The organism is Microbacterium atlanticum, assembly GCF_015277815.1.
Classification (GTDB): domain Bacteria; phylum Actinomycetota; class Actinomycetes; order Actinomycetales; family Microbacteriaceae; genus Microbacterium; species Microbacterium atlanticum.
Window position 1 is genome coordinate 3586903 of record NZ_CP063813.1, and the last position, 26178, is coordinate 3613080.

A 26178-nucleotide genomic window follows, 5' to 3' on the forward strand; every position below is an offset into this window, starting at 1 on the left:
GCTTCTCTCAGCCTCGGTAGCTTGTCGATCGACGTCGGGCCGCCGCTCGGACGGCGTCAGTCCGGCACCTCGCCGCCACGAAAGGACCCGCACATGAGCAACAAGAACGACACCACCGTCACGGGCTGGGTGGGCTGGGGCGTCTTCGCCGCCGTGGTCCTCATCATCGCCGGCACCATCGACGCCTTCCACGGCCTTCAGGCGCTGATCGGGCCCGACACCGCCTTCTTCCTCGGCGAGTCGGCGCTGTTCTCCCTCGACATCCAGTCGTGGGGATGGTGGCACCTGATCATCGGCCTGCTGCTGATCCTCACCGGTATCGCGCTGCTGACCGGAGCGACGTGGGCGCGCGTGGTCGCCATCATCCTCGTCGCGCTCAACGCGATCGGGCAGCTGACCCTCATCGCCGCGCAGCCGTGGCTGTCGCTGGCGGTGCTGGCGCTGGACATCCTGGTGATCTACGCCCTGACCGTCCACGGCCGCGAGCTCAAGGAGTACGCGCGCTGACCCGCCTCCGGGCCGCCTGACGTCGTCTGCGTCAGGCGACCGGCTCGAGAACGGATGCCTCGGCCACCGCTTCGGCGGAGGCCGGGGCATCCGTCATCGCGGCGTCGTCGCAGACCTCGTCGAGGCTGCAGGCGAACCGGGCGCGGTAGGCGGTCGGTGTGATGCCGAGCACGCGCGCGAAGTTCTGCCGCAGCACGGCGGCCGAACCGAAGCCGGACTCGTAGGCGATGCGGTCGAGCCCCAGGTCGGTCTTCTCGAGAAGACGCTGGGCGTGGATGATCCGCTGTCGCGCGAGCCACGCGGCCGGCGTGGCGCCGAAGTCGGCCTTGAACCGTCGGGCGAACGTGCGCGGCGACATGTGGGCCTTGGCGGCGAGCTGGTCGACGGTGAGGTCCAGGCGGAGGTTGTCGAGCATCCAGTCGGTGACGGGCGCGAGCGAGAGCGACGTCGTCGCCGGCAGCGGGTTCGCGATGAACTGCGCCTGCCCGCCGTCACGCTGCGGCGGCACCACCATGCGGCGGGCGATCTTGTTGGTGAGCTCCGCGCCGAGCTCCTGACGCAGCAGGTGCAGGCACGCGTCGAGGCCCGCCGCGGTGCCGGCGCTCGTGATGATGCGGCCGTCCTGCACGTAGAGCACGTCGGGGTCGACGTCGATGGCGGGGTACATCTCCTTCATCTTCTGCGCGAACATCCAGTGGGTGGTCGCGCGGCGGCCGTCGAGCACGCCCGAGGCCGCCAGCACGAACGAGCCGCTGCAGACGCTCAGCACCCACGCGCCGCGCGCGACGGCGTGACGGATGACATCGAGCACGCGCGGGTCGACGCGGCCCCAGTACTGGTGCGGGATGGGCGAGACCACGACCAGGTCGGCCTCGTACGCGAACGACAGGTCGGCCGCGACGTTGATCGAGAAGCCCATCTTGGACTCCACCGCACCGGGCTCGGGCGTGACGACGCGGAAGTCGAAGTTCGGGATGCCGTCCTCCGTGCGGTCGAGGCCGAACGCCTCGCACGCCACGCCGAACTCGAACGGGGCGAATCCGTCCGTCACGATGCAGGCGACCGTCTTCATCTCGGGTCCTCTCGGTGCTTATCTGAGGCTCCTGCCAGCGTGGCAGTTTTCCTGCGGTGTGTGTCCATCCTGCCACTCGTGGCAGTCACAACGCAAGCGTAGCGTTTCTGCCATGTTCATGGTGATTCTTCTCACAGCACTGTCCGCGGTGGCCGTCGCTTCCACGATCGCCGCCCTCCGCTCCGACGGCTACCGTCGGATTCCCACCGACCGCGCCCGTCTTCCCTGAGTCCGGCCCGCGGCCCCCATTCCGAACTCGAGGACTCCTCGCCTGAGGAGTCCTCGACTGTGCGGGCGGCAACCGCCGGGCGCGGACGTCAGGAGGTGACGCGCTCGTAGACGGCGATCATCGCCGCCGTCCGCGACGACTGACGGAAGCGCTCGCGCATGGTCGGGTCCGGCACGCGCGCGGTGCCGGCGGAGATGTCGGATGCCGCGGCCCGCAGCGCCTCCGCCAGCGCCGCGGTCGAGGCATCCGGCGTCCTCCCGTCGCCGACGGGCCAATAGCCGGTCTCGAGCTCGGCGCCGAGGTCGGGGTCGCTGACGATCGCCGGCGTCCCCAGCGACGCCGCCTCGAAGATCGTCATGCCCTGCGTCTCGAAGCCGATCGAGGTCTGCACCACCGCGTCCGCGGCGGCGATGCGCCGCAGCGTCTGCGGGTAGGGCATGCGACCGGCGAAGGTCACCGTGGCGCGGGGCCGCAGCCTGTCGACGAGCCGCCGTGCCGCACGCAGCTGCCCGCCGCCGCCGATGATCTCGACGTCGGCGTCGACGCCCGATGCGGCGAGCGCCTCGAGAAACGGCAGCAGCCGCTTCTCGGGGCTCATGCGGCCGAGCCACACGAACCGCGGCCGGCCGGACGGACGCCCGGCGGGCTGCTCGGCCAGCACCTCGTCGAGGATGTCGTCGTCGATGCCGTTCCAGATCACGTCGACCGCCGCCGGGCTCTCCCCCGCGCGGCCCGGCGCACTCCCACGGCGACTGCGCGGCACCGCGCCGTGCGCGTCGAGGCGGCGGGCGAAGTGCGACGACGGGGCGGTGACGGCATCCGAGCGCGACGCGAACCGGCGGAGGTACGCCCAGCCGTCCCGCCCGGCGGGCCTCTCGCCGACGACGCCCAGGGCGCGCCGCTGCCACGCGTTGAGCACCCGCAGCACGGTCTTCGGCAGCGGCGCGGTCGCCTCGACCCCCACGTCCACGCGGTTGTGCATCGTGTGCACCACCGGCAGGCCATGGCGCTGGGCGAAGCGGTGCCCGATGAACGCGCCCCAGAAGTCCGCCTGCACGTGGACGACGTCCACCGGCGGACGCCCGGTCTCGTCCGAGAGGCGCCGAAGGGCGGCATCCAGCCATCGATCGGTGCGCCGGCCCGGCCACGCCATCGCGTACTCGCGGTCGAGCGTGAGGGGGATCGAGGGCAGATCGAGATACGACGGATCGGATGCCTCCGCCCGTGCCCGCCGCCCGTGCATGCCCGGCGCGACGAGCGTCACCGTGTGCCCCGCCTTCTCGAGGAAGCGGCGCTGCAGCCGCATCGACACCTGCGCCCCGCCGAGCGACTCGACGTGCTGGTCGCCGAACATCAGGACGTGCACGGCGGCTACTCCGGAAGCGGCTCGCCGCGGTACAGCGCCTCGAACGTGTCGAGCGTGCGGCGCATGTCGTGCACCTTCACTCCCTCGAGCGAGGCCTGCTGCATGCGCAGGCGCTCTTCGGGCGACTGCGTGAGCACGGTGGTGAGCTTGGCCGCGAGATCCTCCACGTCGCCGGGACGGAACAGGTAGCCGTTCTCGCCGTCGTGGACGAGGTGCGGAAGCGCGACGGCGTCGGCGGCGACGATCGGCAGCCCCGAGGCCATCGCCTCCATGGTGGCGATGGACTGCAGCTCGGCGATCGAGGCGATGGCGAACAGGCTCGCGTTCGTGAGGAGCGACCGCAGCTCCTCGTCACTGGTGTGCCCGTGGAAGTGCACGCGTTCCGACAGCCCCAGCTCGTCGGTGACCTGTTCGAGGTTGCGTCGCTGGTCGCCGCTTCCCACGATGTCGAACCGCACGTCGAGGGCGGGGTCGAGGGCGGCGATCGCGCGCAGGATCACGTCGATCTGCTTCTCGGTGGTGAGGCGCCCGACGAAGACGATGCGGTGCGCATCGCGCGGGGTGAGGTCGGCGGTGTAGTTCGACGCGTCGATGCCGCAGCTGACCGGGATGACGCCGGTGATGTCGATGGTCGACTCGAGGAAGTCCGCGGCCTTGCGGGTCGGCGTGGTGACCGCACGCGTCAGGTCGAACGTGCGCTTGGCGTCAGCCCACGCGATCTTGACGAACCGCTTGTTGAGCACATCGGGCAGGGTCGTGAAGTCGAGGATGTTCTCGGCCATCACGTGGTTGGTCGCGACGATCGGGATGCCGCGCTTGGCCGCTTCGCGCGCCAGGCCGCGCCCGATGACGATGTGCGACTGGATGTGCACGACGTCGGGCTTGACCGTGTCGAGCACCCGCCGGGCGTAGTGCTTCGCGCGGAACGGCATGACGAACGTCAGCCAGTCGTGCGGGTACCAGCGCCACGACGGCAGCCGGTGCATCGTCATCGGCTGGCCCTCGATCACCTCGGTGAAGGTGCCGTGCTCGCGGTGCGTCTTGCTCGGCGCCATCACGTGCACGTCGTGGCCGCGCCCGACCAGGCCTGCCGCCAGACGCTCGGCGAACCGCGCGGCGCCGTTGACATGCGGCAGGAACGTGTCGGCGCCGATGAGGATCGTGAGGGGGCTCGGACTTGCGGGATCGGAGGCGTCGGGCGTCGCAGGATCGGTCACGTGATGGGGGCCTGTCTGTGCGGCGGGGGCGCGCGGGGGGTCGGGACACGCGCGGGCTCCACTGTACCCGAGGGGTCTCGCCGACTCCCCAGGAACGCGCCAGACGGCCGCCGTACGCTGGGGGCATGCCCCGACTGCAGGCCGACGCCGACCCCAGCCTCTGGGTGGCCGTGACCGAATCCCTCGGCTTCCGCGGCCGCCGCCACCGCAAAGCCGCCATCCGCATGCTGCTGACCCAGGCGCAGACCGCCTTCGCCGGCGCATCCGGTGCCGCCCTTCCCCCGGGTGGCGACGCGGGCACCGGCACCCGGCCGGGCAGCGGCACCCGGCCGGGCAGCGGCATGGCGGCGTGGGCGATGAGTCAGGCAGCCCCGTTCCTCATGCGGAAGGCAGCCGGCCGGGTGCTGGTCTGGGTGTGGAAGGCCGACGCCGAGCTGGTGGTCGTGATGGCGCAGATCCAGCAGGCGACCAACGACCTCCGCGCCGCGCGGGCGATGATGCCGATGGAGTACGACGACACCGAATCGTTCCGCAACCCGTACCTCGGCGTCGGCGAGAAGCTGGAGATGTCGCTGCCCGCCGATCCGCGCACACCCCCGTTCGCCACCTACACGTGGGACACCGGCAGCCACTTCGTCACCGTCACCGCCGTGTGCTCCGACAGGGCGCGCTTCGGCACCGTGATCGGCAGCGTCGACGACCTCGCCCGCTCGGTCCGCGTGGTCGAGGACCTTGCCGTCGGCGAGTCGCCCGACGTGCTGCGCATCGAGCCCCGCAGCTGACCCGCCCGCCGTCGACACCGAGGAAGCGCCCGTGACCGAGCCGAGGCATCCGTCATCCCACCGTCCGCTCCGCATCGGCGTGCAGCTGGCACCGCAGCACGGGTCGTACCTGGCTTACCGCGACGCGGTGCTGCGCGCGGAGGAGATGGGCGTGGACGCGATCTTCAACTGGGACCACTTCTTCCCCCTCACCGCGCCGCTGGACGCCGAGCACTTCGAGGCGTGGACGGTCCTGGCCGCCATGGCCGAGCAGACCGAGCGCGTCGAGTTCGGTCCGCTGGTGAACTGCAGCTCGTACCGCAACCCCGACCTGCAGGCCGACATGGCGCGCACCGTCGACCACATCAGCGCACGGGCGACCGGGACCGGCCGGCTCATCTTCGGCACGGGCTCGGGGTGGGCGCAGCACGACTACGACGAGTACGGCTACGAGTTCGGCACCGTGGGCTCGCGCCTGGACGCGCTCGCCGAGGACCTCCCCCGCATCCGCTCCCGGTGGGACCGCCTGGATCCGCCGCCGACCCGCCGGATCCCGGTGCTCATCGGCGGCCAGGGCGAGCGCAAGACCCTGCGCCTGGTCGCCCGGCACGCCGACATCTGGCACACCTTCACCAAGCTCGACGACCTCCCGCGCAAGATCTCGGTGCTGCACGACTGGTGCGCGCGCGAGCAGCGCGACCCCGCCGACATCGAGCTGTCGACCGGCTACACCGTCCGCGGATTCGGTCCGCTGCTGGAGACGGATGCCCCGGCCCGGCTGTACGAGCTCGGGTTCCGGCTCATCATCGCCGCCATCGACGGCCCCGAGTACGACCTGTCGCCGCTCGTCCCGCTGCTGGAGTGGCGCGACCTCGTCAACGGCTTCTGACGCCGTTCGGGGGCGGCCCGGCGGGCTGATTCACACCGCTTCGATGTCGCCGGGCTTCCACGTGCCGTCGAACCACGCCTCGAGCGGACCGTAGAGCCGCAGCAGGACGAACCAGCCCTTGCCCGCGACCGTCTGCACCCAGTTGGCGGCCGAGCCGTCAGGTGCGTCAGGACCGAACACGATGTCGACGGACCCGTCATCGTTGTGGTCGAGCGGGTCACGCCTGTTGTTCCGGCTCGGGAAAGGCTGCTCGGTCTGCAGCTCGGATCGCGTCTGCGGGTCGTAGACCACGACCGACCAGAAATCGGCCGCCGGGACGCCGGCGGGAAGCCGCAGCCGGTAGGTCTTGCCGCCGTCCAGCGGCTCGCCCTGCGCGTCGACCGTGGCCAGGGCGTACTGCGAGCCGCGGCCCACCATCTTCAGTGCCATCGCCGGCGTGTTCACGGTGGCCATGTAGAAGAACGTGGTCCGTCCGTCCAGGAACCGACCGCCCCTCCCGCCGTCGCGGAGGAACCGGTGGTCGCCGCCGGGGAACGGGTTCACCCAGCGCCGGTCCTCGTAGAGGTAGAACGACCTCTCGCGTGCCCGGAACGCCAGCGCGCGAGCCGTGCCGTTGGCGACCGCGGCAGCGTCGGCGAGGATCCCGCGCATCCGCTCGTCGGGAGCGAAGGGCGCGTCCTTCGTGATTCCGATGGCGGCGAGCAGGCCCCTCGTCTCGGGGTCGATCACGTCGATCGGCTCCTTGGCGATCACGTGCGCGACCTCGTCGTAGAAGGTCGCGTCGTTCGCGTGGACGGTGTTGACCTCTGCGCCCGACAACGAGAACCACTCCATCGCCGGCGGGTCGTCCCGGCGTGAGAGCGGGTACACGCGCACCCCCCGCTCGAACAGCGCCACCGCGGCATCCGGCTTCCCGTCGACGAGGAACCCCCGCAGGATCACGAGGTTGGTCGCGCTCGGCGTCTCGGCGACGAACCATCCGTCGGGCCGCTCGCCGTCGTAACCGGGCGGGACGATCAGGTAGGTGCCGCCGGCACCGCGGTCGGGTCCCGGCGCTCCGAGGTCGACCACGAAGCGGAACCAGGCGTCATCGACCGTCCCGGGGCCGGAGCCGGCGGGCACCTCGATCACCGTGGGTCCGTCGCGCTCGATGTCGAGCATGGCGATCGCGTACACCGTGTCGGTGTTGCCGGTGAGCAGGAGCGGATTGGAGTCCAGCAGCCTGTCGGTGATCACCCCCTTGTGGCAGGCGTCGGCGCCCACCTCGACGGTCGCGCGGCGGATGGCCTCGAGGGAGGCGGCGGGCACGCAGCCGAGGAAGACCTCGACGGCGCGCAGGAAGTCGAGGTGGTCGAACAGGCGCTCGGCGGTCTCCCGCGTGGGGACGCCGTCGGCGAACCGCAGCTCTCCGACCCGGGTGCTCACCGCGTCGGGGGTGGTGATCTCGGTGGGGATCGGGGTGTTGTAGCCCGACGGGATGTGTTGACGGCTCATCGGCTCTCCTCGCGCTTGCGGCGTCGCCTCGCGGGGGCATCCGCTCCCCTCCATCGAACCGGGCCCGCGCCGGGGCGTCGTCACCCGGACGGGGTGAAACCGTGGTCCCTCTCCGCGCCGCGCACTCGCGAAGAATCACGCGGCGTGAACGACGCGGGGCCGGTGACGCGGATGCCACACTGAGCGCGTGGACTCGACCTTCCTCGCCAACCTGTCGTGGTCGCTCGCCGCCCTGGTGCATGCCGCGATCGTCGTCACCGCCCTCATCGTCATCCCGCGCGGGCGAAAGCCGACGGCGGCGATGGCGTGGATCCTGCTCATCGTGGTGCTCCCCGGCGTCGGGGTCGTGCTGTACCTCGTCATCGGCAACTTCCGCCTGCCGGAGCGCCGCCGGGCCGAGCAGGCGCGCATCGACGGCATCATCCGCAGCCGGGTCGCCGCCGGTGACCTCGAGGCGACGGATGCCTCCTGGCCGCGGTGGTTCCAGCGCGTGGTGGAGCAGAACCAGGCGCTCACCGCCCTGCCCGCCTCGCCCGGCAACGAGGCCACGCTCCTGCCCCACTACCAGGAGTCGCTCGACGCGATGGCTGCCGAGATCGACACCGCGACGGACTTCGTGCACATCGAGTTCTTCATCGTCGGGTGGGATGACGCGACCCGCGGCTTCTTCTCCGCGATGGAGCGGGCCGTCGCCCGCGGCGTGACGGTGCGCCTGCTGGCCGACTACGTCGCGACCAAGAAGGTCTCCGACAGCAAGAAGATGCTCGCCGAGCTCGACCGCATCGGCGTGACGTGGGCGTGGATGCTCCCGGTCGAGCCGTTCAAGGGCAAGTACCAGCGCCCCGACCTGCGCAACCACCGCAAGATCGTCGTCGTGGACGGCCGCGTCGGGTTCATGGGCTCGCAGAACCTCATCGCACGCGATTACGAGTCCCCCAAGAACATCAAGCGCGGCCTCAAGTGGCAGGAGCTCATGACGCGGCTGACCGGCCCGATCGTGGCATCCGTCAACACCGTCTTCCTGTCGGACTGGCTCATCGAGACCGGCGAGGACCTGTCGGCGACGGCTCACGTGCCGGCCGCCGAACTGGAGGCGTCCGCGTCGGCGGACGCCCTGGTATGCCAGGTGGTGCCGAGCGGCCCCGGCTACGAGACAGAGAACAACCTGCGGCTGTTCCTCTCGCTCATCTACGGGGCGACCGAGAAGGTCATCCTGACCAGTCCCTACTTCGTGCCTGACGAGGCCATGGTCTACGCCATCACGACGGCCTGCCAGCGGGGCCTGGAGGTGCAGCTGTTCGTGTCGGAGGTGGGCGACCAGTTCATGGTGTGGCACGCCCAGCGCTCGTACTACCAGGTGCTGCTCGAGGCGGGCGTGCGCATCTTCCTGTACCCCGCGCCGTACATCCTGCACTCGAAGCACTTCTCGATCGACGACGACATCGCCGTGATCGGGTCGAGCAACATGGACATCCGCTCGTTCAGCCTCAACAGCGAGGTGTCGCTCATGGTGCGCGGCGCGTCGTTCGTCGCCGGGATGCGCGAGGTCGAGCAGGCCTACCGCGACGCCGGCCGCGAGCTGACCCTCGAGGAGTGGCGGCGCGAGCCCGCCCGCGCCACGTTCCTCGATGGCCTCATGCGGCTGACGTCCGCCCTGAACTAGCGCGGGGGCCGCGGCATCCGCTCTCCGTGGACTCAGATCTTGAGGTCCTGGCGGGGCACGACGACCTCGCGGATGATCAGCAGGATCGACGCCATCACCGGGAGGGCGACCAGCACGCCGACGATGCCCGCCAGCGCGCCGCCGGCGAGCGCACCGATGAGGACGAGCGCGGCGGGGATCTCGATCGCCTTGTTCATGACCCGCGGGCTGATGACGTACGACTCGAGCTGGATGTAGACGAGGTACGCGATGAAGAAGATGAGCGCCTGCGTCGGACTGGTGAACAGGGCGATGATCGAGGCGAAGATCCAGAAGATCACCGAGCCGAACAGCGGGATGAGCGTGATCACGAAGGCGATCGCCGCCATGAGCGCCGGGAACGGCAGCCCGATCACCAGGTGCAGCACGAACACGGCGGCCGCGTTGAGCGACGACAGGATGACCGACCCGATGAGCGCGCTGCCCACGGAGCTCGTGATGCGCTCTGTCAGGTCCTCGAGCCGGGGACGGTTGCGCGCCGGCGCCAGGGCGTAGAAGGCGCGCTTGGCGGCAGTGAGCGACGCGAGGAAGTACAGCGTCAGGGCGATCACGACGAAGCTCGCCGAGATCGCCGCGACGAAGCCGACGCCGACGGCGAGCACACCTCCCCCGAGGGTGGCCAGCGTCGACGGAGCCGAGATCCAGTCCGCGATCTGCTCGAGAGCCGCCAGCACCGCGGCCTGCGCGTCGGGGGTGAGGGCTGCGAACCAGTCGGAGTCGGGGATGTCTTCCACGAGCTCGGGGATCGCCTGCACGAGCTGCACCACCTGGGCGATGACGGGGGGCAGCACGAACACGAACACCGCGATCATCACGAGCGCGAAGCCGCAGAAGACGATCGCGATGCCGAGGCTCCGCTTGACGCGGTGGCGCTCCAGCATGCGCACCAGCGGATCCAGGCCGACGGCCAGGAACATCGCCAGGATGATGTACACCAGGATCGTCGAGATCGACCCGATCGCAGACCCGAGCACCAGCGCACCCAGCACGCCGATCGTCACAAGGAACCCTGTCGCCAGCGGATGGTCCAGTGCGGCGACGATGCCCGCGAAGCGTCGCGGGCGATCCTCGACCGGCATCATGGCAGGACCCGAGTCGGCGAGGACTGGTTCATCGGTCATGGGGACATGATGCCCCCAAGCCGCCCGCAAATCGTCTATATCGCGTCATGTGATTCGTGCGGAATCGGGAGTACTGTCGGCGCGAGAGCACCCTTCCAGGGGTGCTCGATTCGACAGCGACGGGCATCGCCCGTCCCGACGATTGGTTGTCTTGCATGGGTGGCAATATCTGGGACCTGATCCTCTGGTTCTTCTGGATCTTCGTCTTCGTCGCGTATCTGATGGTCGTGTTCTCGATCATCGCCGACATCTTCCGCGACGAGTCACTGAACGGCTGGCTCAAGGCGGTCTGGATCATCTTCCTCATCTTCGTGCCCTTCCTCACCGCGCTGATCTACCTGATCGCCCGCGGGAACGGGATGCAGAAGCGGTCCATCGCCCAGGCGCAGGAGCTTCGCGCCGCTCAGGACGCCTACATCCGCCAGACCGCGGGGTCCGGCGGGAGCGCAGCCGACGACATCGCCAAGGCCAAGACACTTCTGGATTCGGGCGCGATCACTCAGGCGGAGTTCGACGCCCTCAAGGCGAAGGCGCTGGCGGCGTAGCCCGCGCGGAAACGGAGCACACCGATGACGACATTCGACTACGGGCCCATCGAGTTCTACGCGATCGCGTTCGACGGCGACCGGCCCGGTCCGGCCGTGCTGCAGGCGATCGACGACCTCGTCGCCTCGGGCACCGTCAACCTCCTCGACCTCGTCTTCGCGCGGCGGTCACCCGAGGGTGAGCTCGAAGTGTTCGAGCTCTCCGACACGGTCGACGACGGCGCGCCCGCGCTGGACCTCGCGGGACTCGCCGGACAGGACGACATCCTCTACCTCGCCGACAGCCTCGAGCCCGGCCGGTCGGCGGCGATCCTCGTCGTCGAGCTGCTGTGGGCCAAGTCGTTCGCGGCCGCACTGTACGACGCCGGCGGAGCCGTCATCGCGCGCGAGGGCATCCCCGCCCCCATCGTGAACGCGTTCCTCTCCGAGCACGCGGACTGACAAGGAGAAAACCATGCCACTGGGAAGAATGGGCCGCCCCGGCCTGATCGGAATGGCCGCCCGCACTGCGGTCGTCGCGGGCACCGCCACCGCCGTCTCCGGCCGCGTCCAGCATCGCCAGCAGGAGAAGTACTACGAGCAGTCGCAGCAGGAGGCCTATGCCGCGCAGCAGCAGCAGGCGGCGATGGATCAGGCAGCGGCTCAGGCCGTCGCCAACGCCCAGGCCGCGCAGGCCGCCCAGGCCCCGGCAGCGGCGCCCGCGGGCGACGACATGATGGCCAAGCTCGGACAGCTCGCCCAGCTCCACGCGCAGGGAATCCTGTCGGACGAGGAGTTCGCCGCCGCGAAGGCGAAGCTGCTGAGCTGACCTTTTCACGCAAGCCAGAGGGCCGCTTCCCCGGGGAGGCGGCCCTCTTGGCGTTCAGCGACCCTCGGCGCGGGCCAGGGACGACGGGGCGCGGCCACGCCCGACGGGGCGCAGCCACGCCAGACGAGGCGCAGCCACGCCAGACGGGGCGCAGCCACGCCCGACGGAGCGCGGCCACCGCGGAGGCGCGTGCTTCAGCCGCCCGGTCGGTCGTCGCCGCCGTCGCCGATCCCGTCGGGGTGGTGACGGCCGCCTCCCGCCCCGCCCGCAGGCCCCCACCCCTCGGCGGGAGCCGGGGATTCCGGATGCCTCCCACCCGCGTGGCGCGGCGGCTCGCCGGGCGCTCCCCCGGCGGTCGGGGCAGCGGACCCGCCCGACTGCGCGGCCAGCTCCTCGATCCGTGCCATGAGTGCACGCACCTGGGCGCGAGTCGCCGGTTCCTGGTCGTCGCGATCGCGTGCGGCTCGCTCGAGCACCCACGACGCCAGCGTCGCCGTGATGACGCCGGCGAGGGCCACGCCGCCCAGCATGAGACCGACGCCGACCCAGCGGCCGGCGGCGGTCACCGGCGTGTAGTCGCCGTAGCCCGTGGTCGTCACGGTGACGCAGGCCCACCACAGGGCGATGCCGAACGAGGTGATGTCGGCGTCGGGGGCATAGCGCTCGGCTTCGAGCACCGCGAGTGTGGCGATGTAGACGAGGATGACGGATGCCCCGGCCCCGTAGACGAGGATGCGCAGGCGCAGCGCGCCGCCGGCACTCGTGTGCATGCCGGGGATCCGCGTGAGCACGCGCAGCAGCAGCACCAGCCGGAGCACCGGGATGAGGGCGAATGCGAGAGCCGGCAGGTGGGTGCGGAACCACCGACGCCGATCGTCGGCGAGCGCGAGCCGCACGAGGTAGTCGAGGATGAACATCGCCCAGGTCACCAGGACGACGACGGTCGCCACGAGACGCGCCGGACCTTGCAGGTCGGCGATCACGCGCCACGAGTACGCGACGAGGTAGGCGAAGCTGGCGACCACGAGCGCCGGTTCGGTGCGCTTGTGCCAGGAGTGCTCGTCCACAGCCGAATCATGGCGCATGTGCGACGCAGCCCCGCGCCCGGCGCGCCCTCGTGCGCCGATCGGCCGCCGCGCCGGTCGCGACGCGGCGCTGTCGGCCGCTATCGTGTGGCCATGTCCGGCCCCACCGCCGCCCCGGAACCCCCCGCTTCGCCGGACCCGGCAGCCTCTCCGGAACCGGCCGCTTCGCCGGATCCGGCAGCCACCCCGAAACCCACAGCCTCTCCCGAACCGGCAGCCTCGCCCGAATCGACTGTCTCCCCTGAGCCCGCGTCGCCTCCCGGGCCGCGCCTCACCGTCCGCCGGCTCGTGCTCCTGTCGATCCCCGCGATCCTCATCGGCGTGCTCTCGGCGCTCACCCTCCGCCTCCTCGAGGCGATCGCCGACCAGCTCCAAGGCGTGCTGTGGACGAGCCTCCCGGCGTCACTGGGCATCACCCCCGATGCGCCCTGGTGGATCTTCGGCGTGCTCACCGCAACGGGGATCGCCGTCGGCGTCGTGGTGTGGCTCGCACCCGGACACGCGGGTCCGGACTCCGCCACCACGGAACTCGCCGCGACAGCGCTGCCGCTCTCGGTGCTGCCGGGCCTCGCGGTGGTCCTCATCCTCAGCCTGGCGGGAGGCGTGAGCCTCGGGCCCGAGAACCCGATCATCGCGATCAACGTCTCGCTCGCCATCGCCCTCGTCGCGCGCATCTCACGTGCCGTCCCGGCTCCGCTCATCGGGGCGCTGGCGATCTCGGCGACGATCGGCGCCCTGTTCGGGACGCCGGTGGCAGCGGCACTCGTCTTCACCGGGCTGGTCGGCGAGTTCAAGATGGGCGGATCGCTGTGGGACAAGCTGTTCCTCCCCCTCGTCGCGGCGGGAGCCGGGTCGGTGACGACCTTCCTCCTCGGCGGGGGCTTCGGCAGCGAGGAGCCGTTCGCCCCGTACGGCTCGCCGCAGGCCTTCGACCTGCTGCTGGGCTCGGTCATCGCGTGCGCGGCCGCGGCGTTCGCGCTCATCGCCGTCTTCCTCTTCCCGCTGGTGCACCGCGCCTTCCACGCGCTGCGGCATCCACTGCTCTACATCTCCGCGGGCGGGGTGGTCCTCGGGCTGCTCGGCGTCGTGGGCGGACCGATCACGCTGTTCAAGGGCCTCGACCAGAGCGCGGAGCTGCTCGCCGATCCCGGCGACTACCCGCCGGCGCAGCTCGTGATCATCCTGCTGGTGAAGCTGGCGGCGCTGGTGGTCGCGGCATCGGCCGGCTTCCGCGGCGGGCGCATCTTCCCCGCCGTCTTCCTCGGCGTAACGGCGGGCCTGCTCGGCAGCGCGCTGCTGCCGGGGCTCGCGCCCTCGCTCGCCGTGGCGTGCGGCGTGCTCGGCGTGGTGATCGCGATCGCCCGGGACGGCTGGGTGGCGCTGTTCGTGGCGGTGGCGATGGTCGGCGACGTCACCGTGCTCCCGGTGCTCTGCATCGTCGTGCTGCCGGCGTGGCTCGCCGTGACCTGGGCGCGGCCCATGCTCATCACCACGGACGACCTGGCGAAGGAGCGGCCGCCGGCGGCCCTGCCGTGGGACCGCCCGCGCTCAGCGCGCTGAAACCGCCGGCCGGGCGTCCTGCTCGAGCGCGGCCGCGTTGCGGATGAACAGCACGATCCACGTGAACACGAGGATCCCTGCGACCAGCTCGACCGCCGTGAGCGTGTAGTAGCCGGTGAAGAACAGCACCGCCAGCACGAGGGTGACCGCGAGGAAGAGCCAGCCGAGGGCCACGAAGGCGCGCGGGATGCCGGTGATCCAGGCCGGCAGGCCGATGACGAGCACGCCGTACGCGACGACCATGCCCGACGCGACCGCGGTGTGCAGCGCGAAGAACTCATCGACGGGGAACACGCCCACCAGGCCGAGGAAGACGCCCACCACGCTCAGGCACACCCGCACCCTCGACACGCCCTTCGGGTTGGCCGACGGGATGCCTCTTGTGGAGTAGCGGGCGAGCGTGGTGACCAGGAAGCCGGCGACGATGATCGTGATGTTGAAGGCGAACGCCGAGACGTTCGACGACATCCCGAGGGCGCTGAGGTTGTCCTTCCACCAGTCCGGGTCACTGGCCGTGAGCATGCTGGCCAGCACGCCGAACACGAGGAACACGGCGAGCACGGCTGCCAGCAGCTGCAGATCCATGTGGGTCGACGAGTAGAAGGCCACATAGCCGCTCGTCGCCGCCGCCGCGCCGCTCAGCAGCACGACCGCGAGGGGGAACACCTCCGCGCCGATGAACGCCTGCTCGAGGATCACGGCGAGCAGCGTCCAGCCGAGGAGCGCGATCACGCCGTGTGCGAAGGCGAGGGCGCCGACGTCCACATAATCCAGCGCGCTCATGCGGCGGCGGCTGCCCGGGTCGCGGACCGCGAAGCGCCCGGCGATGACCGCGGCGAGGGCGGTGATGCCCGAGGCGATCGCGGCGAACTGGCCCGCCGACCCGGGTCCTGCGATCGGCGCGGGCTGGAAGCCGAAGGCCACGAGGGCGGCGAGTCCGACCACGACGAATGCGACGGCGCCCAGCCCCAGGCCGAGCGATTCCAGCGAGCGCTCACTGGTGGCGTCGACGAGCCGCGCGGCGGTGCGGTCGCGCCGCGTGGCGGGCGGCTCGGGGGCGCGCGAGTCGAGCGAGGTGCGGGTCATGGCTGCCTCCGGGTGAGGGGTCGGCGAGGTGGCATGGGAGTTCAGGAGCCAGGGCCGGCGTTCCGCGCCGCGGCAGCGGGAGTGGCGGTGCGGTCGCCCGAGAGCCAGCGCAGCCAGAGCGAGCCGGCATCCCCTTCGAGGACGAGCGCGCGCACGAAGAGCGTCAGCGGGATCGACAGGATCGCCCCGAGGGGGCCGATGACGAAGGTCCAGAAGATCACCGAGAAGAAGCTCAGCGTCAGGCTCAGATCCACGGCGTCGCTGACGAACTTCGGCTGCACGAGCACCTGCAGCACGACGTTGACCACGCAGTAGATCGCGATCACCGCCAGGAGCAGCGGCCACCCGCCCACGACGAAGGCCAGCACCGCCGGCGGGATGAGTCCGAGGACGAATCCGATGTTGGGCACGAAGTTCGTCACGAACGCGAGCACCGCCCAGACGATCGGCGCCGGAACGCCCAGCGCCCACAGGGCCAGGCCGTCGATGATCGCGACGATGGCGCCGAACGTCGCATTGACCACGTAGTAGCGACGGATGCCGCGGTTGAGGCGCCGGATGCGTCCGAGCACCGGTCGGCGCTCAGCGCCGAACACCCGCTCCGCGTCGCGGTACCGCGCGGCGTCGGCCGCCATGAAGATGATGTAGGAGACGACGAAGAAGAGCGCCGTGAGCACGGCGATCACGGTGCCCCCGAGGCTCGAGACGAGCCGGACGATCGCCTGGGGATCGAGGACGGCGGCCGTGGCATCCGTCGCCTCCTGGTCCAGCCCCACCGACTGGAGCCAGGCGACGAAGCTGTCGAGGCTGCCGCGCAGCTGATCGAGGTAGTCGCTGACCAGCTGTGCGAACTGGACGCCGGCGACCCACAGCAGCAGGCCCATGAGCGCCAGCACCAGGTACGCGACGACGATGACGGCGGTGGTGCCCGCCCACCGCGGCCAGCCGCGGCGGTCCAGGGGACGGCGGACGGGCTCGCAGATGACCACGAGCACGATGCCGAGGGCAAGCGGTCCGACCAGCTCCCGCGCGAAGTACACCCCCGCGAGCACGATGACCGCCGCTGCGAGGGCGAGCAGCACCCGCGTTCCGGGTGCCAGCACGGGGGACGGCGGGGCGGCGGGCGCGGCGCGGGTCACGGCGTCAGGGTACCGAGGTCTCGGCACCGCGACAGAGCGGCGCGCTCACCGCCGCGCTCGTTTCACGCGAATGACACCTGTCGGCCGGGGCGCGGCCGGTGCCACACTGACCGCATGAGCCTGACCGAGACCAGCCCGATCGCCCAGAGCTGGGCGGCGCCGCGATCGCTTGCAGAGCACCTCGCGGACGGGCGCGCGGCGCGCGAGCGCACTCCCCGCGAGTCCCTGGCCGTCCTTCCCGCCGGGGAGCGCGACCCGATGGGCATCCTCGACGCGCAGGACGAGACGCGGGTGCCCGAGCTCGTCCCCATCCGGACGCAGCGGATGGCCGCAAGCGCCTTCGCGTTCTACCGCGGCACGGCCGCGCTCATGGCGGCCGACCTCGGCCGGTCGCCCAGCACCGACCTGCTGGTGGGGTCGTGCGGCGACGCGCACGTCGCCAACTTCGGCCTCTACGCCTCGCCGCAGCGCACCCTCGTGTTCGACCTCAACGACTTCGACGAGGCGGCGTGGGCGCCGTGGGAGTGGGACGTCAAGCGCCTGGTCACGAGCATCGTCATCGCCGGCCAGTCGACGTCGCGCGACGACGCCGTGATCCGCGAGGCCGCCCTCGGCGCGGTGCGCACGTATGCGCGGTCGCTGCGCGCCGGCGCCAAGCGCAGCCCGCTGAAGCGGTACTACGACCGGTTCGACGCGCTCGCCGCCGAGGAGGCGGCCGACCCCGAGACGCGCGAAGTCATCGCGGGAGCCGTGAAGGACGCCGAGAAGCGCACCGGCAAGCGGGCGGCACGCAAGCTCACCACGACCGACCAGGACGGGCGGATCGTGTTCGTCGAGTCTCCCCCGACGATGACCCACGTCGACGCCGAGTACCAGGAGCGGGTGCTGCGCGTGTTCGACGAGTTCCGCGACTCGGTCAGCGTCGACATCCGCGCCCTGCTGCAGAAGTATGCGCTGTCCGACATGGCGATGCGCGTCGTCGGCGTCGGCAGCGTCGGAACGCGCTGCTTCCTCATCTCGATGCAGGACGGCGACGGCGGGGTCCTGCTGCTGCAGGGCAAGGAGGCGGGCAGCAGCGTGCTCATCCAGCACGGCGGCATCGAACAGCCGCCGGCGGTCGCACGCTACATCGAGGAGCACGGCGACGGCGGGCGCGTCGTCGCGATGCAGCGCATCCTGCAGGCGGTGTCCGACCCGTTCCTCGGCCACGTGCGCCGCACGCCCGACGGGGCTCGCCGCGACTTCTACGTCCGCCAGTTCCACGACAAGAAGGGCGGGTTCGACACGGACACGCTCGACGACGCGTCGTTCCGCTGGTACTCGCTCGCCTGCGCGGCGACTCTCGCCCGCGCGCACGGCCAGTCCCCGGACGCCTCGACGGTCGCCGGCTACGTCGGCCGCGGCCGCGTCGTCGGGGAGGCGATCCTCGAGTGGTCGTACCAGTACGCCGCGCTGTCGTACGCGGACTGGGAACTCTTCCGCCGGCACCGCAACGTCGGCGCGACGGCATAAGCCCCGTCCGGCTGAGCGCTAGCCTCGCACGCACGTCATCGAGAGTCGCCATGTGCCCCATCATGGGCCGCAAACGCCTGCTGCGAACCGGCGTCCGCGCCGGACGTCGCTCAGGACGCTGGTGCCTCGCCCTCCCGCCGGTCGTCGGGGACCGGAGCGATCGGCGTGCGCGGGCGCCACACGACGACCTCGGTCGCCCGGCGGACGCGGGTGCCGTGCCGCAGGGTCACCACCGCCCCCGTCGACCCGGCTGCGAAGACGCGCGCGCCCGGACGCTTCTCGAGCTCGGCGCGCATGCGGTCCTCGAGGTCGCGCACCCGGCCGTGCAGCTCCTGCACGCGGTTCTCGAGCTCCAGGATGCGCATGATCGCCGGCAGGCCGATGCCGTCCGACGACATGCGGGCGACCTCGCGCAGCTGCTCGACGTGACGCAGCGAGTACCGGCGCGAGCCGCCCTGCGTGCGGGCGGGCACCACGAGGCCCAGCCGGTCGTACTGCCGGAGGGTCTGCGGGTGCATGCCCGAAAGCTCGGCGGCGACGGCGATCGCGAAGATCGGGGCATCCGCGTCGATCTCGTTCTCACCCATTCTCGTCACCTCCGTCCCACGAGCTCAGGAGATGCTGCGGCAGCAGGACGGGGCGCGCCGCGTCCGGTGCCCGACGGATCCCCCGTTCCCGGCAAGCATGTCAGCCCCGCGCCTTGGTCATCAGGTCGGCGCGCGGGTTCTCCTTCGGCTCCAGGCTCTGGAACCGCTCGAGGGCCTCGCGTGCGGCGTCGTCGAGGTGCGACGGCACGGCGACCTGCACCTCGGCGAGCAGGTCGCCGGTGCCCTTGCTCGTCTGCACGCCGCGGCCCTTGACGCGCAGCACGCGGCCGGACGGGGTGCCGGGGGCCACCCGCAGCCGCACCGGGTCGCCCCCGAGGGTCGGCACCTCGATGGTCGCCCCGAGCGTCGCCTCGGTGAAGGTCACCGGTACGACGACACGCAGGTTCAGCCCTTCGCGGGTGAAGACCGGGTGCGGGCGTACGGTGACCTGCACGACGACGTCGCCGTGCTCACCGCCGTCCGGGGACGGACGGCCGCGGCCCCGCAGACGGATCTTCTGGCCGTCGGCCACGCCGGCGGGGATCTTCACCTTGAACGGCTTGCCGTCCTCGCCCTGCAGCGTGATCGTCTCACCCTTGGTCGCGGTGATGAATTCGATCGTCGTGCGCGCGGTGACGTCGGCGCCGCGGGTCGGGCCGCCGTAGCCGCGGAAACCGCCGCTCGGCTGGCCGAACCGCCCCGAGCCGAAGCCGGTGCCGCCCCGCTGCTGGTTGAACATCGCGAAGATGTCCTCGAAGTCCTCGGTGCCGTTGTACCGGGCACCGCGTCCCTGCTGGAACGCCGAGAAGACGTCCTCGAACCCGCCGGCGCCGGCGCCGCCCGACGTGAACCGCGCGCCCGAGCCCATCGCGCGGATCTGGTCGTACTCCTTGCGCTGCTCGGGATCGGAGAGCACCGAGTACGCCTCGCTGACCTCTTTGAACTTCGCCTCGGCGGCCGCGTCACCCTGGTTGGAGTCGGGGTGATGCTGGCGCGCGAGCTTGCGGTAGGTCTTCTTCAGATCCGCGTCGCTGACGTCCTTGGACACCCCGAGGACCTTGTAGAAGTCCTTGTCGAACCAGTCCTGACTGGCCATGTGTTCCTCTCGGGACTAGTCGGCCGGCACCGCGACGACGACCTTGGCCGGCCGCAGCTCGACCGAGCCGAGCCGGTAGCCGATCTCGACCACCTCGAGGATGGTCGACTCGGTCGCGCCCGGGGTCGGCGCCTGGAAGATCGCCTCGTGCTGCTGCGGGTCGAACACCTCGCCGGCGGCGCCGTAGGTGACCAGGCCGATGCGCTCGGCGACACCGCGCAGCTTCTCGGCGATCGCGGCGAAGGGCGAGCCCTCGTCGAGGTCGCCGTGCTTCTCGGCGCGGTCGAGGTCGTCGAGCACCGGAAGCAGGCCCTTCGCGACCGCGCCCTTGGCGCGCTCGATCTCGACCTCGCGCTGCTCCTCGGTGCGGCGCCGGTAGTTGGCGTACTCCGCCTGCAGGCGCTTGAGGTCGTTGAGCAGCTGCGACTCCAGGTCGGCGATGACGGCGTCTTCGGCCGCGGCATCCGCGTTCTGCTGCGCACCCAGGATGTCGTCGACCGTCAGCTCCTCGCCCTCACCGGTGTCGGAAGCGTCGTGCCCGTCCTGCGGCGCGGGGCCGGAGGCGTTCGCCCCCGACCCCTCGCCCTCAGGCCGGACCTGGTCGCCGTCGTCCGGCTCGTCCGCCGGGTTCGGGTTGTGGTCCTTCTTCGCCATGGTTACTTCTTCTCGTCTTCCTCGTCGACGACCTCGGCGTCGACGACATCCTCATCGGAGGCCGTCTGGTCCGGCTGCTCGCCGGCCGACTCCCCGGCGGTGCTGTCGGCGCTCGCCTGCGACGCCTGGTTGGAGGCGTAGATGGCCTCGCCCAGCTTGGTCTGGGACTGCGAGAGCTTGTCGAACGCGGTCTTCACCGCGTCGTCGTCCTCGCCGGCCAAAGCGGTCTTCAGCGCGTCGACGTCGCCCTGCACCTCGGTCTTCACCTCCGCGGGCAGCTTGTCGTCGTTCTCCTTGATGAGCTTCTCGATGGAGTACGACAGCGTCTCGGCCTGGTTGCGCACCTCGGCGGCCTCGCGGCGCTTCTTGTCTTCGGCGGCGTGCTCCTCGGCCTCGCGCACCATGCGCTCGATGTCGTCCTTCGGCAGCGACGAGCCGCCGGTGATGGTCATCGACTGCTCCTTGCCGGTGCCCTTGTCCTTCGCCGACACGTGCACGATGCCGTTGGCGTCGATGTCGAAGGTGACCTCGATCTGCGGGATGCCGCGCGGGGCGGGCGCGATGCCGGTCAGCTCGAACGTGCCCAGCGGCTTGTTGTCGCGGGTGAACTCGCGCTCGCCCTGGAAGACCTGGATCGCGACCGACGGCTGGTTGTCGTCGGCGGTCGTGAAGGTTTCGGAGCGCTTCGTCGGGATGGCGGTGTTGCGCTCGATGAGCTTGGTCATGATGCCACCCTTAGTCTCGATGCCGAGGCTCAGAGGGGTGACGTCGATGAGCAGGACGTCCTTGCGCTCGCCCTTGAGGACACCCGCCTGGAGCGCGGCGCCCACGGCGACGACCTCGTCGGGGTTCACGCCCTTGTTGGGCTCCTTGCCGCCGGTCTCCTGCTTGACGAGCTCCGACACCGCGGGCATGCGCGTCGAGCCGCCGACGAGCACCACGTGGTCGATGTCGCCGACCTTGATGCCGGCCTCGCGGATGACGTCCTCGAACGGCTTCTTGGTGCGGTCGAGCAGGTCCTTGGTGAGGTCCTCGAACTTGGCGCGCGTGATGGTCTCGCTGAGCGACACGGGCCCCGAGTCCGTCAGCGACAGGTAGGGCAGGTTCACCGACGTGCTCGTCGACGACGAGAGCTCCTTCTTCGCCTGCTCGGCGGCCTCCTTGAGGCGCTGCAGGGCGATCTTGTCGCCGGAGACGTCGACACCGGTGGTGTCCTTGAACTGCTTGATGAGGTAGTCGACGAGGCGCTGGTCCCAGTCGTCGCCGCCGAGGCGGTTGTCGCCGGAGGTGGCGCGCACCTGGATGGTCGAGAAGTCGTCGTCCTTGCCCACCTCGAGGAGCGAGACGTCGAACGTGCCTCCACCGAGGTCGAAGACGAGGATGAGCTCGTCCTCCTTGCCCTTGTCCAGGCCGTAGGCGAGCGCGGCCGCGGTCGGCTCGTTGATGATGCGCAGGACGTTCAGTCCCGAGATCTCGCCGGCCTCCTTGGTGGCCTGGCGCTCGGCGTCGTTGAAGTACGCGGGAACGGTGATGACGGCATCCGTCACCGTGTCGCCGAGGTACTGCTCGGCGTCGCGCTTGAGCTTCTGGAGGATGCGCGCGGAGATCTCCTGCGGCGTCCAGCGCTTGCCGTCGACGTTGAAGCTCCAGTCGGTGCCCATGTGGCGCTTGACCGACGAGACGGTGCGGTCGACGTTGGTGACGGCCTGGCGCTTGGCGGTCTCGCCGACGAGCACCTCGCCGTCCTTCGTGAAGGCGACGACGGACGGGGTGGTGCGGAAGCCCTCGGCGTTCGCGATGACCTTGGGCTCGCCGCCCTCGAGGACGCTCACGACCGAGTTGGTCGTACCGAGGTCGATTCCAACAGCACGTGCCATGTGTTTCTCTCCTTCGTGTGGGCGGAGACGGATGCCGCCACCCGGGGTTTGCGGGAAGTCTGCTCGCGCCCGGACCCGGCCGACGCCGGAGGTTGAGTCGCGATGGCTCAACCATACGCCCGTGGCGTGGCATCCGTCAAATCAAAGTTGATATGACCCGGCTCAACTTGTGCTCAGATGGCGTGGGCGAGCGTCTGCAGCAGGATCACCAGCAGACCGAGCGCCACCAGGATGATCAGGGCGAGGACCTGCTGCCGCCGCTGAAGCCGCGAGCGCCGCACCGCCGACCAGCCGATGACGGCGAGCGTGACGATGTACACGACGGATGCCGCGTCCAGCGCGGTCTCGAGATCCATGACCTCCAGCAGGGCGAGGAAGAGGAGGATCGCGGGCGTCGCGACCGTCCCCAGCGCGCCCCCGCTCACGAGCAGCGCGATCTTCAGGTCGTCGCCGCGCGGGAACTCACCGTGGACGGCGAGATGGGAGATGACGTCCGACACGAAGCCGGCGGCCGTGATCCCGAGCACGCCCAGCACCAGCGCGAAGAAGGCGTGGTCGGGCTCGGGATGGTCGCTCGAGGCCACCACGAGCACGATCGCGAGCCCCGTGAACGTCGCGTAGACGCGCTCCTTGAGGGAGGCGACGATCGAATCTTCGCCTCCCTCGAGGCCGGCGAGCCGCTCGCGGGCGCGGTCGGATCTGGTGCGGCGGCGGGCGGCATGGCGCGGTGGAGGTGACTCGGAGGCGGATGCGTCCGGCTCATCGGCCATGGTCCGTCCTTTCGGTGCGTACGCGCCGCGTCGTCACCCGAGCAGCGTGCCCTCCGCGGCCTCGCTCGGCTTCGGATCGGGCAGCCGTCGCATGCGGAACGCGTTGAGCGCTCCCAGCAGCGCCGCGAGGATCGGGATGAGCAGCGCCACCTGCAGTGCGATGTGGCGGGCCTCGGTGTTGATGCGGATCACCTCGGCCGAGGCCTCCGGCGGCTCGTCGGCGAGGAGCTCCTCCAAGCCGCTGTTCGACATCAGTTGCGCGTCGTCTTCGAGGACCGTCGCCACCTGCTCCTGCTGCTCGGAGCTCAGCGCGGTGCTGGAGTAGGCCAGCGAGGTGAACGACGCCGCGAGCGTCGCGAGCATGATGGCACCGGCGAACGCGAGCCCGAACGAGAGGCCGAACGACCCGGCGGCGGAGTTGACTCCGGCGGCCTCACTCACGCGCTCGTCCGACACCGGCGAGAGCGTGTAGTTGTTCAGCTGCGAGACCAGGAGCCCGAGCCCCGACCCGGCGATGATGAGCGGCACCGTCAGGTACCAGCCCGAGTCGGCGATGGGCACGAGCGGCACGATCGCCACGAGCCCGACCAGCGCGAGCGCGAAGCCGAGGAGGATGAGGTTCGCGGGGCGTCCCTTCCCTCGCCGCCCGGCCCAGATCGCGACCGCGAACATGCTGAGCGACAGCGGCGCGATCGACAGGCCCGCCTCGAGCGCGTTGTACTCCAGCACCATCTGCAGGTACAGCGGCAGCACGATCATCGTGCCGCCCAGCGCGATCTGCTGCAGCAGCTGACCGCTCACGCCGGTGCGGAACGGCTTCGAGGAGAACAGCGCCGGATCCAGCAGCACCGGCTTGCCCCGCTTCTTGCGCGTGTTCAGCCACCACGCCAGTCCGCCGAGGGCGACCACGCCGAGCCCGATGAGCAGGCCGACGTATCCGCCGCCTTCCTGCCAGACCAGGATGCCGAGCACCACGCCGCCCATGCCGATGACCGACAGCCCCGCGCCGACCAGGTCGATCGAGCGGTCGCCGGTGTACTTGACGTCCTTGACCAGGCCGATGCCCAGCAGCACGACGGCGATGATGACGGCCTCCAGGGCGAAGCCCACCCGCCACGAGAGGAAGGTCGTGATGAAGCCGCCGAGCAGCGGCCCCACCGCGGCGGCGATCGCCGCCGACGCGCCGACGAGCGCGTAGACCCTCTTCTGGTGATCGCCGGAGAAGTTGCCGTGGATCAGGGACTGCATCGAGGGCAGGAGGAGGGATGCCCCGATCCCGCCGATCACCGCCCAGAAGATGATGACGGCGGTGAGGCTCTGTGCGAACGTCATCGCGACGGCGCCCACGGCGTAGCCGAGCAGGCCCAGGATGTAGGCGAGCTTGCGCCCGATGAGGTCGCCCATCTTGCCGCCGATGAGGATGAACGCCGCCGACACCAGCGCCTCGAGGGCGATCGCGCCCTGGACGCCGCTCGCCGTCGTGTCGAGATCCCGGACGACCGCAGAGATGGAGACGTTCATGATCGACGTGTCCACCACCAGGACGAACATCGCCATCGCGAGAAGGAGCGCGAGACGGCCGTTGAAGGAAGTGGTCGGCGAGGAATCCCCTGTCATGAGGGAAGCAAACCATCGACGGGGCGGCGGGCGCTACGGTGAATCGCACAGGCGTGAGAGAAGGATCGCAACGTGGCTGACATGAGCTCTCCCGAGTCGTCGGGGCCGTCATCCCTGCCCGGGGTGGCCGGGAAGGTGCCCACCGACGCGCTCGTCGCCGCCACGGGCGCGACGGAGCCTCGACGGACCAGCCGGAAGGCCGTGCTGGCCTGGGGCCTGTGGGACTGGGGGTCGGCCGCGTTCAACGCGGTGGTCACCACCTTCGTCTTCACGGTCTACCTCACCGGGTCGAGCTTCGGGCCGTCCGGCACGGTCGAGGCCCAGCTCGGCTGGGCGCTCGCGGCGGCCGGCCTTCTCATCGCCCTTCTCGCACCGATCACGGGGCAGCGCTCCGACACCTCCGGCCGGCGCAAGCTCTGGCTGGCCGTCAACACCTACATCGTCGTCGGCCTGACGGCCGCGATGGTGTTCGTCGCACCCGACCCCTCCTTCCTGTGGCTGGGCCTCCTGCTCGTCGCGGCCGGCAACGTGTTCTTCGAGTTCGCCGGCGTGAACTACAACGCGATGCTGTCGCAGGTCTCGACACCGCGCTCGATCGGACGGGTGAGCGGCTTCGGCTGGGGCATGGGCTACGTCGGCGGCATCGTGCTGCTGCTCATCGTGTACTTCGGCTTCATCCAGGGCCTCTTCGGCGTGCCCGAGGACGACGGCTGGCCGGTGCGCCTGGCGATGGTCGTCTCCGCGGTGTGGTTCGGCCTGTTCGCCCTCCCGGTGCTGTTCGCCGTGCCCGAGTACCGGGGAGCGGGGGTGAAGCGTCAGCGCGTGAGCTTCTTCGCCTCCTATGCGCGACTCGGGCGCGACATCGCCCGACTCTGGCGGGAGAGCCGCGCGACGCTGTGGTTCCTGCTGGCCAGCGCCGTCTTCCGCGACGGCCTGGCGGGGGTGTTCACGTTCGGCGGAGTGCTCGCGGCGTCGGTGTTCGGCTTCTCCGCCGGCGAGGTCATCATCTTCGCGATCGCCGCCAACGTCGTCGCGGGCGTCTCGACCATCGCCGTCGGCGCGCTGGACGACCGGCTCGGCGCCAAGCCCGTGATCGTCGCCGCCCTCGTGGGCCTCGTGATCTCGGGGCTCGTCGTCTTCTTCCTGCACGACGGCGGCCAGATCGTGTTCTGGACGGCCGGCCTCGCTCTCTGCCTCTTCGTCGGTCCGGCCCAGTCCGCGTCGCGCACGTTCCTGGCGCGCATCATCCCGCCCGGCCGTGAAGGCGAGGTGTTCGGGCTCTACGCGACGACCGGGCGCGCGGTGTCGTTCCTCGCGCCCACGATGTTCGCGCTGTTCGTCGGCCTCTCGGGTGAGGCGTACTACGGCATCCTCGGCATCGTGCTGGTGCTGCTGGCGGGGCTGCTGCTCCTCCTCCCGGTCAAGACCGCTCCCCCCGTGATGTCCTCCTCACGCTAGGGGCGCCGGCGCCGCCGCCCGCGGGC

At 70.7% G+C, this 26178-nt stretch carries 24 protein-coding genes; 10 read left to right on the plus strand and 14 right to left on the minus strand.

Annotated features, from left to right (window positions below; genetic code table 11):
• Positions 1-93: 93 nt before the first annotated feature.
• A complete protein-coding gene (locus IR212_RS16400) occupies positions 94-507 on the plus strand; it encodes a DUF7144 family membrane protein (protein ID WP_194396916.1) in 414 nt (137 codons plus the stop codon).
• A 31-nt stretch (positions 508-538) separates the two neighbouring features.
• Here the strand turns inward: IR212_RS16400 and IR212_RS16405 are convergent, their stop codons facing one another.
• The 3 genes from IR212_RS16405 to IR212_RS16415 form a co-directional block, all read right to left on the minus strand.
• Positions 539-1579, minus strand: coding sequence for a GlxA family transcriptional regulator (locus IR212_RS16405; protein ID WP_194396917.1), 1041 nt, complete (start codon positions 1577-1579; stop codon positions 539-541).
• A gap of 317 nt (positions 1580-1896) precedes the next feature.
• Entirely contained in the window at positions 1897-3174 is a 1278-nt protein-coding gene (locus IR212_RS16410; protein ID WP_194396918.1) for a glycosyltransferase family 4 protein, read from the minus strand.
• A gap of 5 nt (positions 3175-3179) precedes the next feature.
• On the minus strand, positions 3180-4391 hold the full coding sequence (locus IR212_RS16415) for a glycosyltransferase (protein WP_194396919.1): 1212 nt from the start codon (positions 4389-4391) through the stop codon (positions 3180-3182).
• Between the two features lie 125 nt (positions 4392-4516).
• On the opposite strand from IR212_RS16415, the gene IR212_RS16420 reads away from it, so the two are divergent.
• Entirely contained in the window at positions 4517-5173 is a 657-nt protein-coding gene (locus IR212_RS16420; RefSeq protein ID WP_194396920.1) for a hypothetical protein, read from the plus strand.
• A gap of 31 nt (positions 5174-5204) precedes the next feature.
• Positions 5205-6041 carry an LLM class F420-dependent oxidoreductase gene (locus IR212_RS16425; protein ID WP_194396921.1) on the plus strand — a complete coding sequence of 279 codons (837 nt, stop codon included), beginning with the start codon at positions 5205-5207 and terminating at the stop codon, positions 6039-6041.
• A gap of 30 nt (positions 6042-6071) precedes the next feature.
• Here IR212_RS16425 and IR212_RS16430 read toward each other — a convergent pair whose 3' ends face one another.
• The gene (locus IR212_RS16430; protein WP_228479387.1) at positions 6072-7535 is read right to left on the minus strand and encodes a DUF1254 domain-containing protein; all 1464 of its coding nucleotides are present in this window, start codon (positions 7533-7535) and stop codon (positions 6072-6074) included.
• 187 nt (positions 7536-7722) lie between these two features.
• Here IR212_RS16430 and cls point away from each other — a divergent pair, with 187 nt between their 5' ends.
• The gene (cls, locus tag IR212_RS16435; RefSeq protein ID WP_194396922.1) at positions 7723-9198 is read left to right on the plus strand and encodes a cardiolipin synthase; all 1476 of its coding nucleotides are present in this window, start codon (positions 7723-7725) and stop codon (positions 9196-9198) included.
• Between the two features lie 32 nt (positions 9199-9230).
• Here the strand turns inward: cls and IR212_RS16440 are convergent, their stop codons facing one another.
• Entirely contained in the window at positions 9231-10358 is a 1128-nt protein-coding gene (locus IR212_RS16440) for an AI-2E family transporter (protein ID WP_194396923.1), read from the minus strand.
• A 155-nt stretch (positions 10359-10513) separates the two neighbouring features.
• Here IR212_RS16440 and IR212_RS16445 point away from each other — a divergent pair, with 155 nt between their 5' ends.
• Genes IR212_RS16445 through IR212_RS16455 form a run of 3 tightly spaced genes read left to right on the plus strand, consistent with a single transcriptional unit; the run spans position 10514 to position 11711 of the window.
• Positions 10514-10903 carry an SHOCT domain-containing protein gene (locus tag IR212_RS16445; protein ID WP_194396924.1) on the plus strand — a complete coding sequence of 130 codons (390 nt, stop codon included), beginning with the start codon at positions 10514-10516 and terminating at the stop codon, positions 10901-10903.
• 24 nt (positions 10904-10927) lie between these two features.
• Positions 10928-11344, plus strand: a complete 417-nt coding sequence (locus tag IR212_RS16450) for a DUF6325 family protein (RefSeq protein ID WP_194396925.1) — start codon at positions 10928-10930, stop codon at positions 11342-11344.
• 28 nt (positions 11345-11372) lie between these two features.
• A complete protein-coding gene (locus IR212_RS16455) occupies positions 11373-11711 on the plus strand; it encodes an SHOCT domain-containing protein (RefSeq protein WP_194398741.1) in 339 nt (112 codons plus the stop codon).
• Between the two features lie 194 nt (positions 11712-11905).
• Here IR212_RS16455 and IR212_RS16460 read toward each other — a convergent pair whose 3' ends face one another.
• Entirely contained in the window at positions 11906-12778 is an 873-nt protein-coding gene (locus IR212_RS16460) for a potassium channel family protein (RefSeq protein ID WP_194396926.1), read from the minus strand.
• A gap of 306 nt (positions 12779-13084) precedes the next feature.
• Here IR212_RS16460 and IR212_RS16465 point away from each other — a divergent pair, with 306 nt between their 5' ends.
• Entirely contained in the window at positions 13085-14356 is a 1272-nt protein-coding gene (locus tag IR212_RS16465) for an ion channel protein (protein WP_228479388.1), read from the plus strand.
• Here the strand turns inward: IR212_RS16465 and IR212_RS16470 are convergent.
• Together IR212_RS16470 and IR212_RS16475 are read right to left on the minus strand one after the other, a co-directional pair.
• Positions 14345-15442 (minus strand): DUF998 domain-containing protein, encoded by a 1098-nt coding sequence (locus IR212_RS16470; protein ID WP_194396928.1) that lies wholly within the window; start codon positions 15440-15442, stop codon positions 14345-14347. The two genes, IR212_RS16465 and IR212_RS16470, sit on opposite strands and share 12 nt — an antisense overlap.
• Positions 15443-15483: 41 nt before the next feature.
• The gene (locus IR212_RS16475; protein WP_194396929.1) at positions 15484-16581 is read right to left on the minus strand and encodes an AI-2E family transporter; all 1098 of its coding nucleotides are present in this window, start codon (positions 16579-16581) and stop codon (positions 15484-15486) included.
• 114 nt (positions 16582-16695) lie between these two features.
• Here IR212_RS16475 and IR212_RS16480 point away from each other — a divergent pair, with 114 nt between their 5' ends.
• Positions 16696-18093, plus strand: coding sequence for a DUF2252 domain-containing protein (locus IR212_RS16480; protein WP_194396930.1), 1398 nt, complete (start codon positions 16696-16698; stop codon positions 18091-18093).
• A 110-nt stretch (positions 18094-18203) separates the two neighbouring features.
• On the opposite strand, the gene IR212_RS16485 is transcribed toward IR212_RS16480, so the two are convergent.
• From IR212_RS16485 to IR212_RS16510, 6 genes are all read right to left on the minus strand, one after another.
• Positions 18204-18680 (minus strand): heat shock protein transcriptional repressor HspR, encoded by a 477-nt coding sequence (locus tag IR212_RS16485; RefSeq protein WP_194396931.1) that lies wholly within the window; start codon positions 18678-18680, stop codon positions 18204-18206.
• A gap of 100 nt (positions 18681-18780) precedes the next feature.
• A complete protein-coding gene (locus IR212_RS16490) occupies positions 18781-19776 on the minus strand; it encodes a DnaJ C-terminal domain-containing protein (protein WP_194396932.1) in 996 nt (331 codons plus the stop codon).
• Between the two features lie 15 nt (positions 19777-19791).
• Positions 19792-20430 carry a nucleotide exchange factor GrpE gene (locus IR212_RS16495; RefSeq protein ID WP_194396933.1) on the minus strand — a complete coding sequence of 213 codons (639 nt, stop codon included), beginning with the start codon at positions 20428-20430 and terminating at the stop codon, positions 19792-19794.
• A 2-nt stretch (positions 20431-20432) separates the two neighbouring features.
• Positions 20433-22307, minus strand: coding sequence for a molecular chaperone DnaK (dnaK, locus tag IR212_RS16500; RefSeq protein ID WP_194396934.1), 1875 nt, complete (start codon positions 22305-22307; stop codon positions 20433-20435).
• Positions 22308-22480: 173 nt separating this feature from the next.
• Complete coding sequence (locus IR212_RS16505) at positions 22481-23077, minus strand: hypothetical protein (RefSeq protein WP_194396935.1); 597 nt, start codon at positions 23075-23077, stop codon at positions 22481-22483.
• A 33-nt stretch (positions 23078-23110) separates the two neighbouring features.
• Positions 23111-24694 (minus strand): MFS transporter, encoded by a 1584-nt coding sequence (locus tag IR212_RS16510; RefSeq protein ID WP_194396936.1) that lies wholly within the window; start codon positions 24692-24694, stop codon positions 23111-23113.
• Between the two features lie 81 nt (positions 24695-24775).
• On the opposite strand from IR212_RS16510, the gene IR212_RS16515 reads away from it, so the two are divergent.
• Positions 24776-26152, plus strand: a complete 1377-nt coding sequence (locus IR212_RS16515; protein WP_420488626.1) for an MFS transporter — start codon at positions 24776-24778, stop codon at positions 26150-26152.
• The last annotated feature ends 26 nt before the right edge of the window (positions 26153-26178 follow it).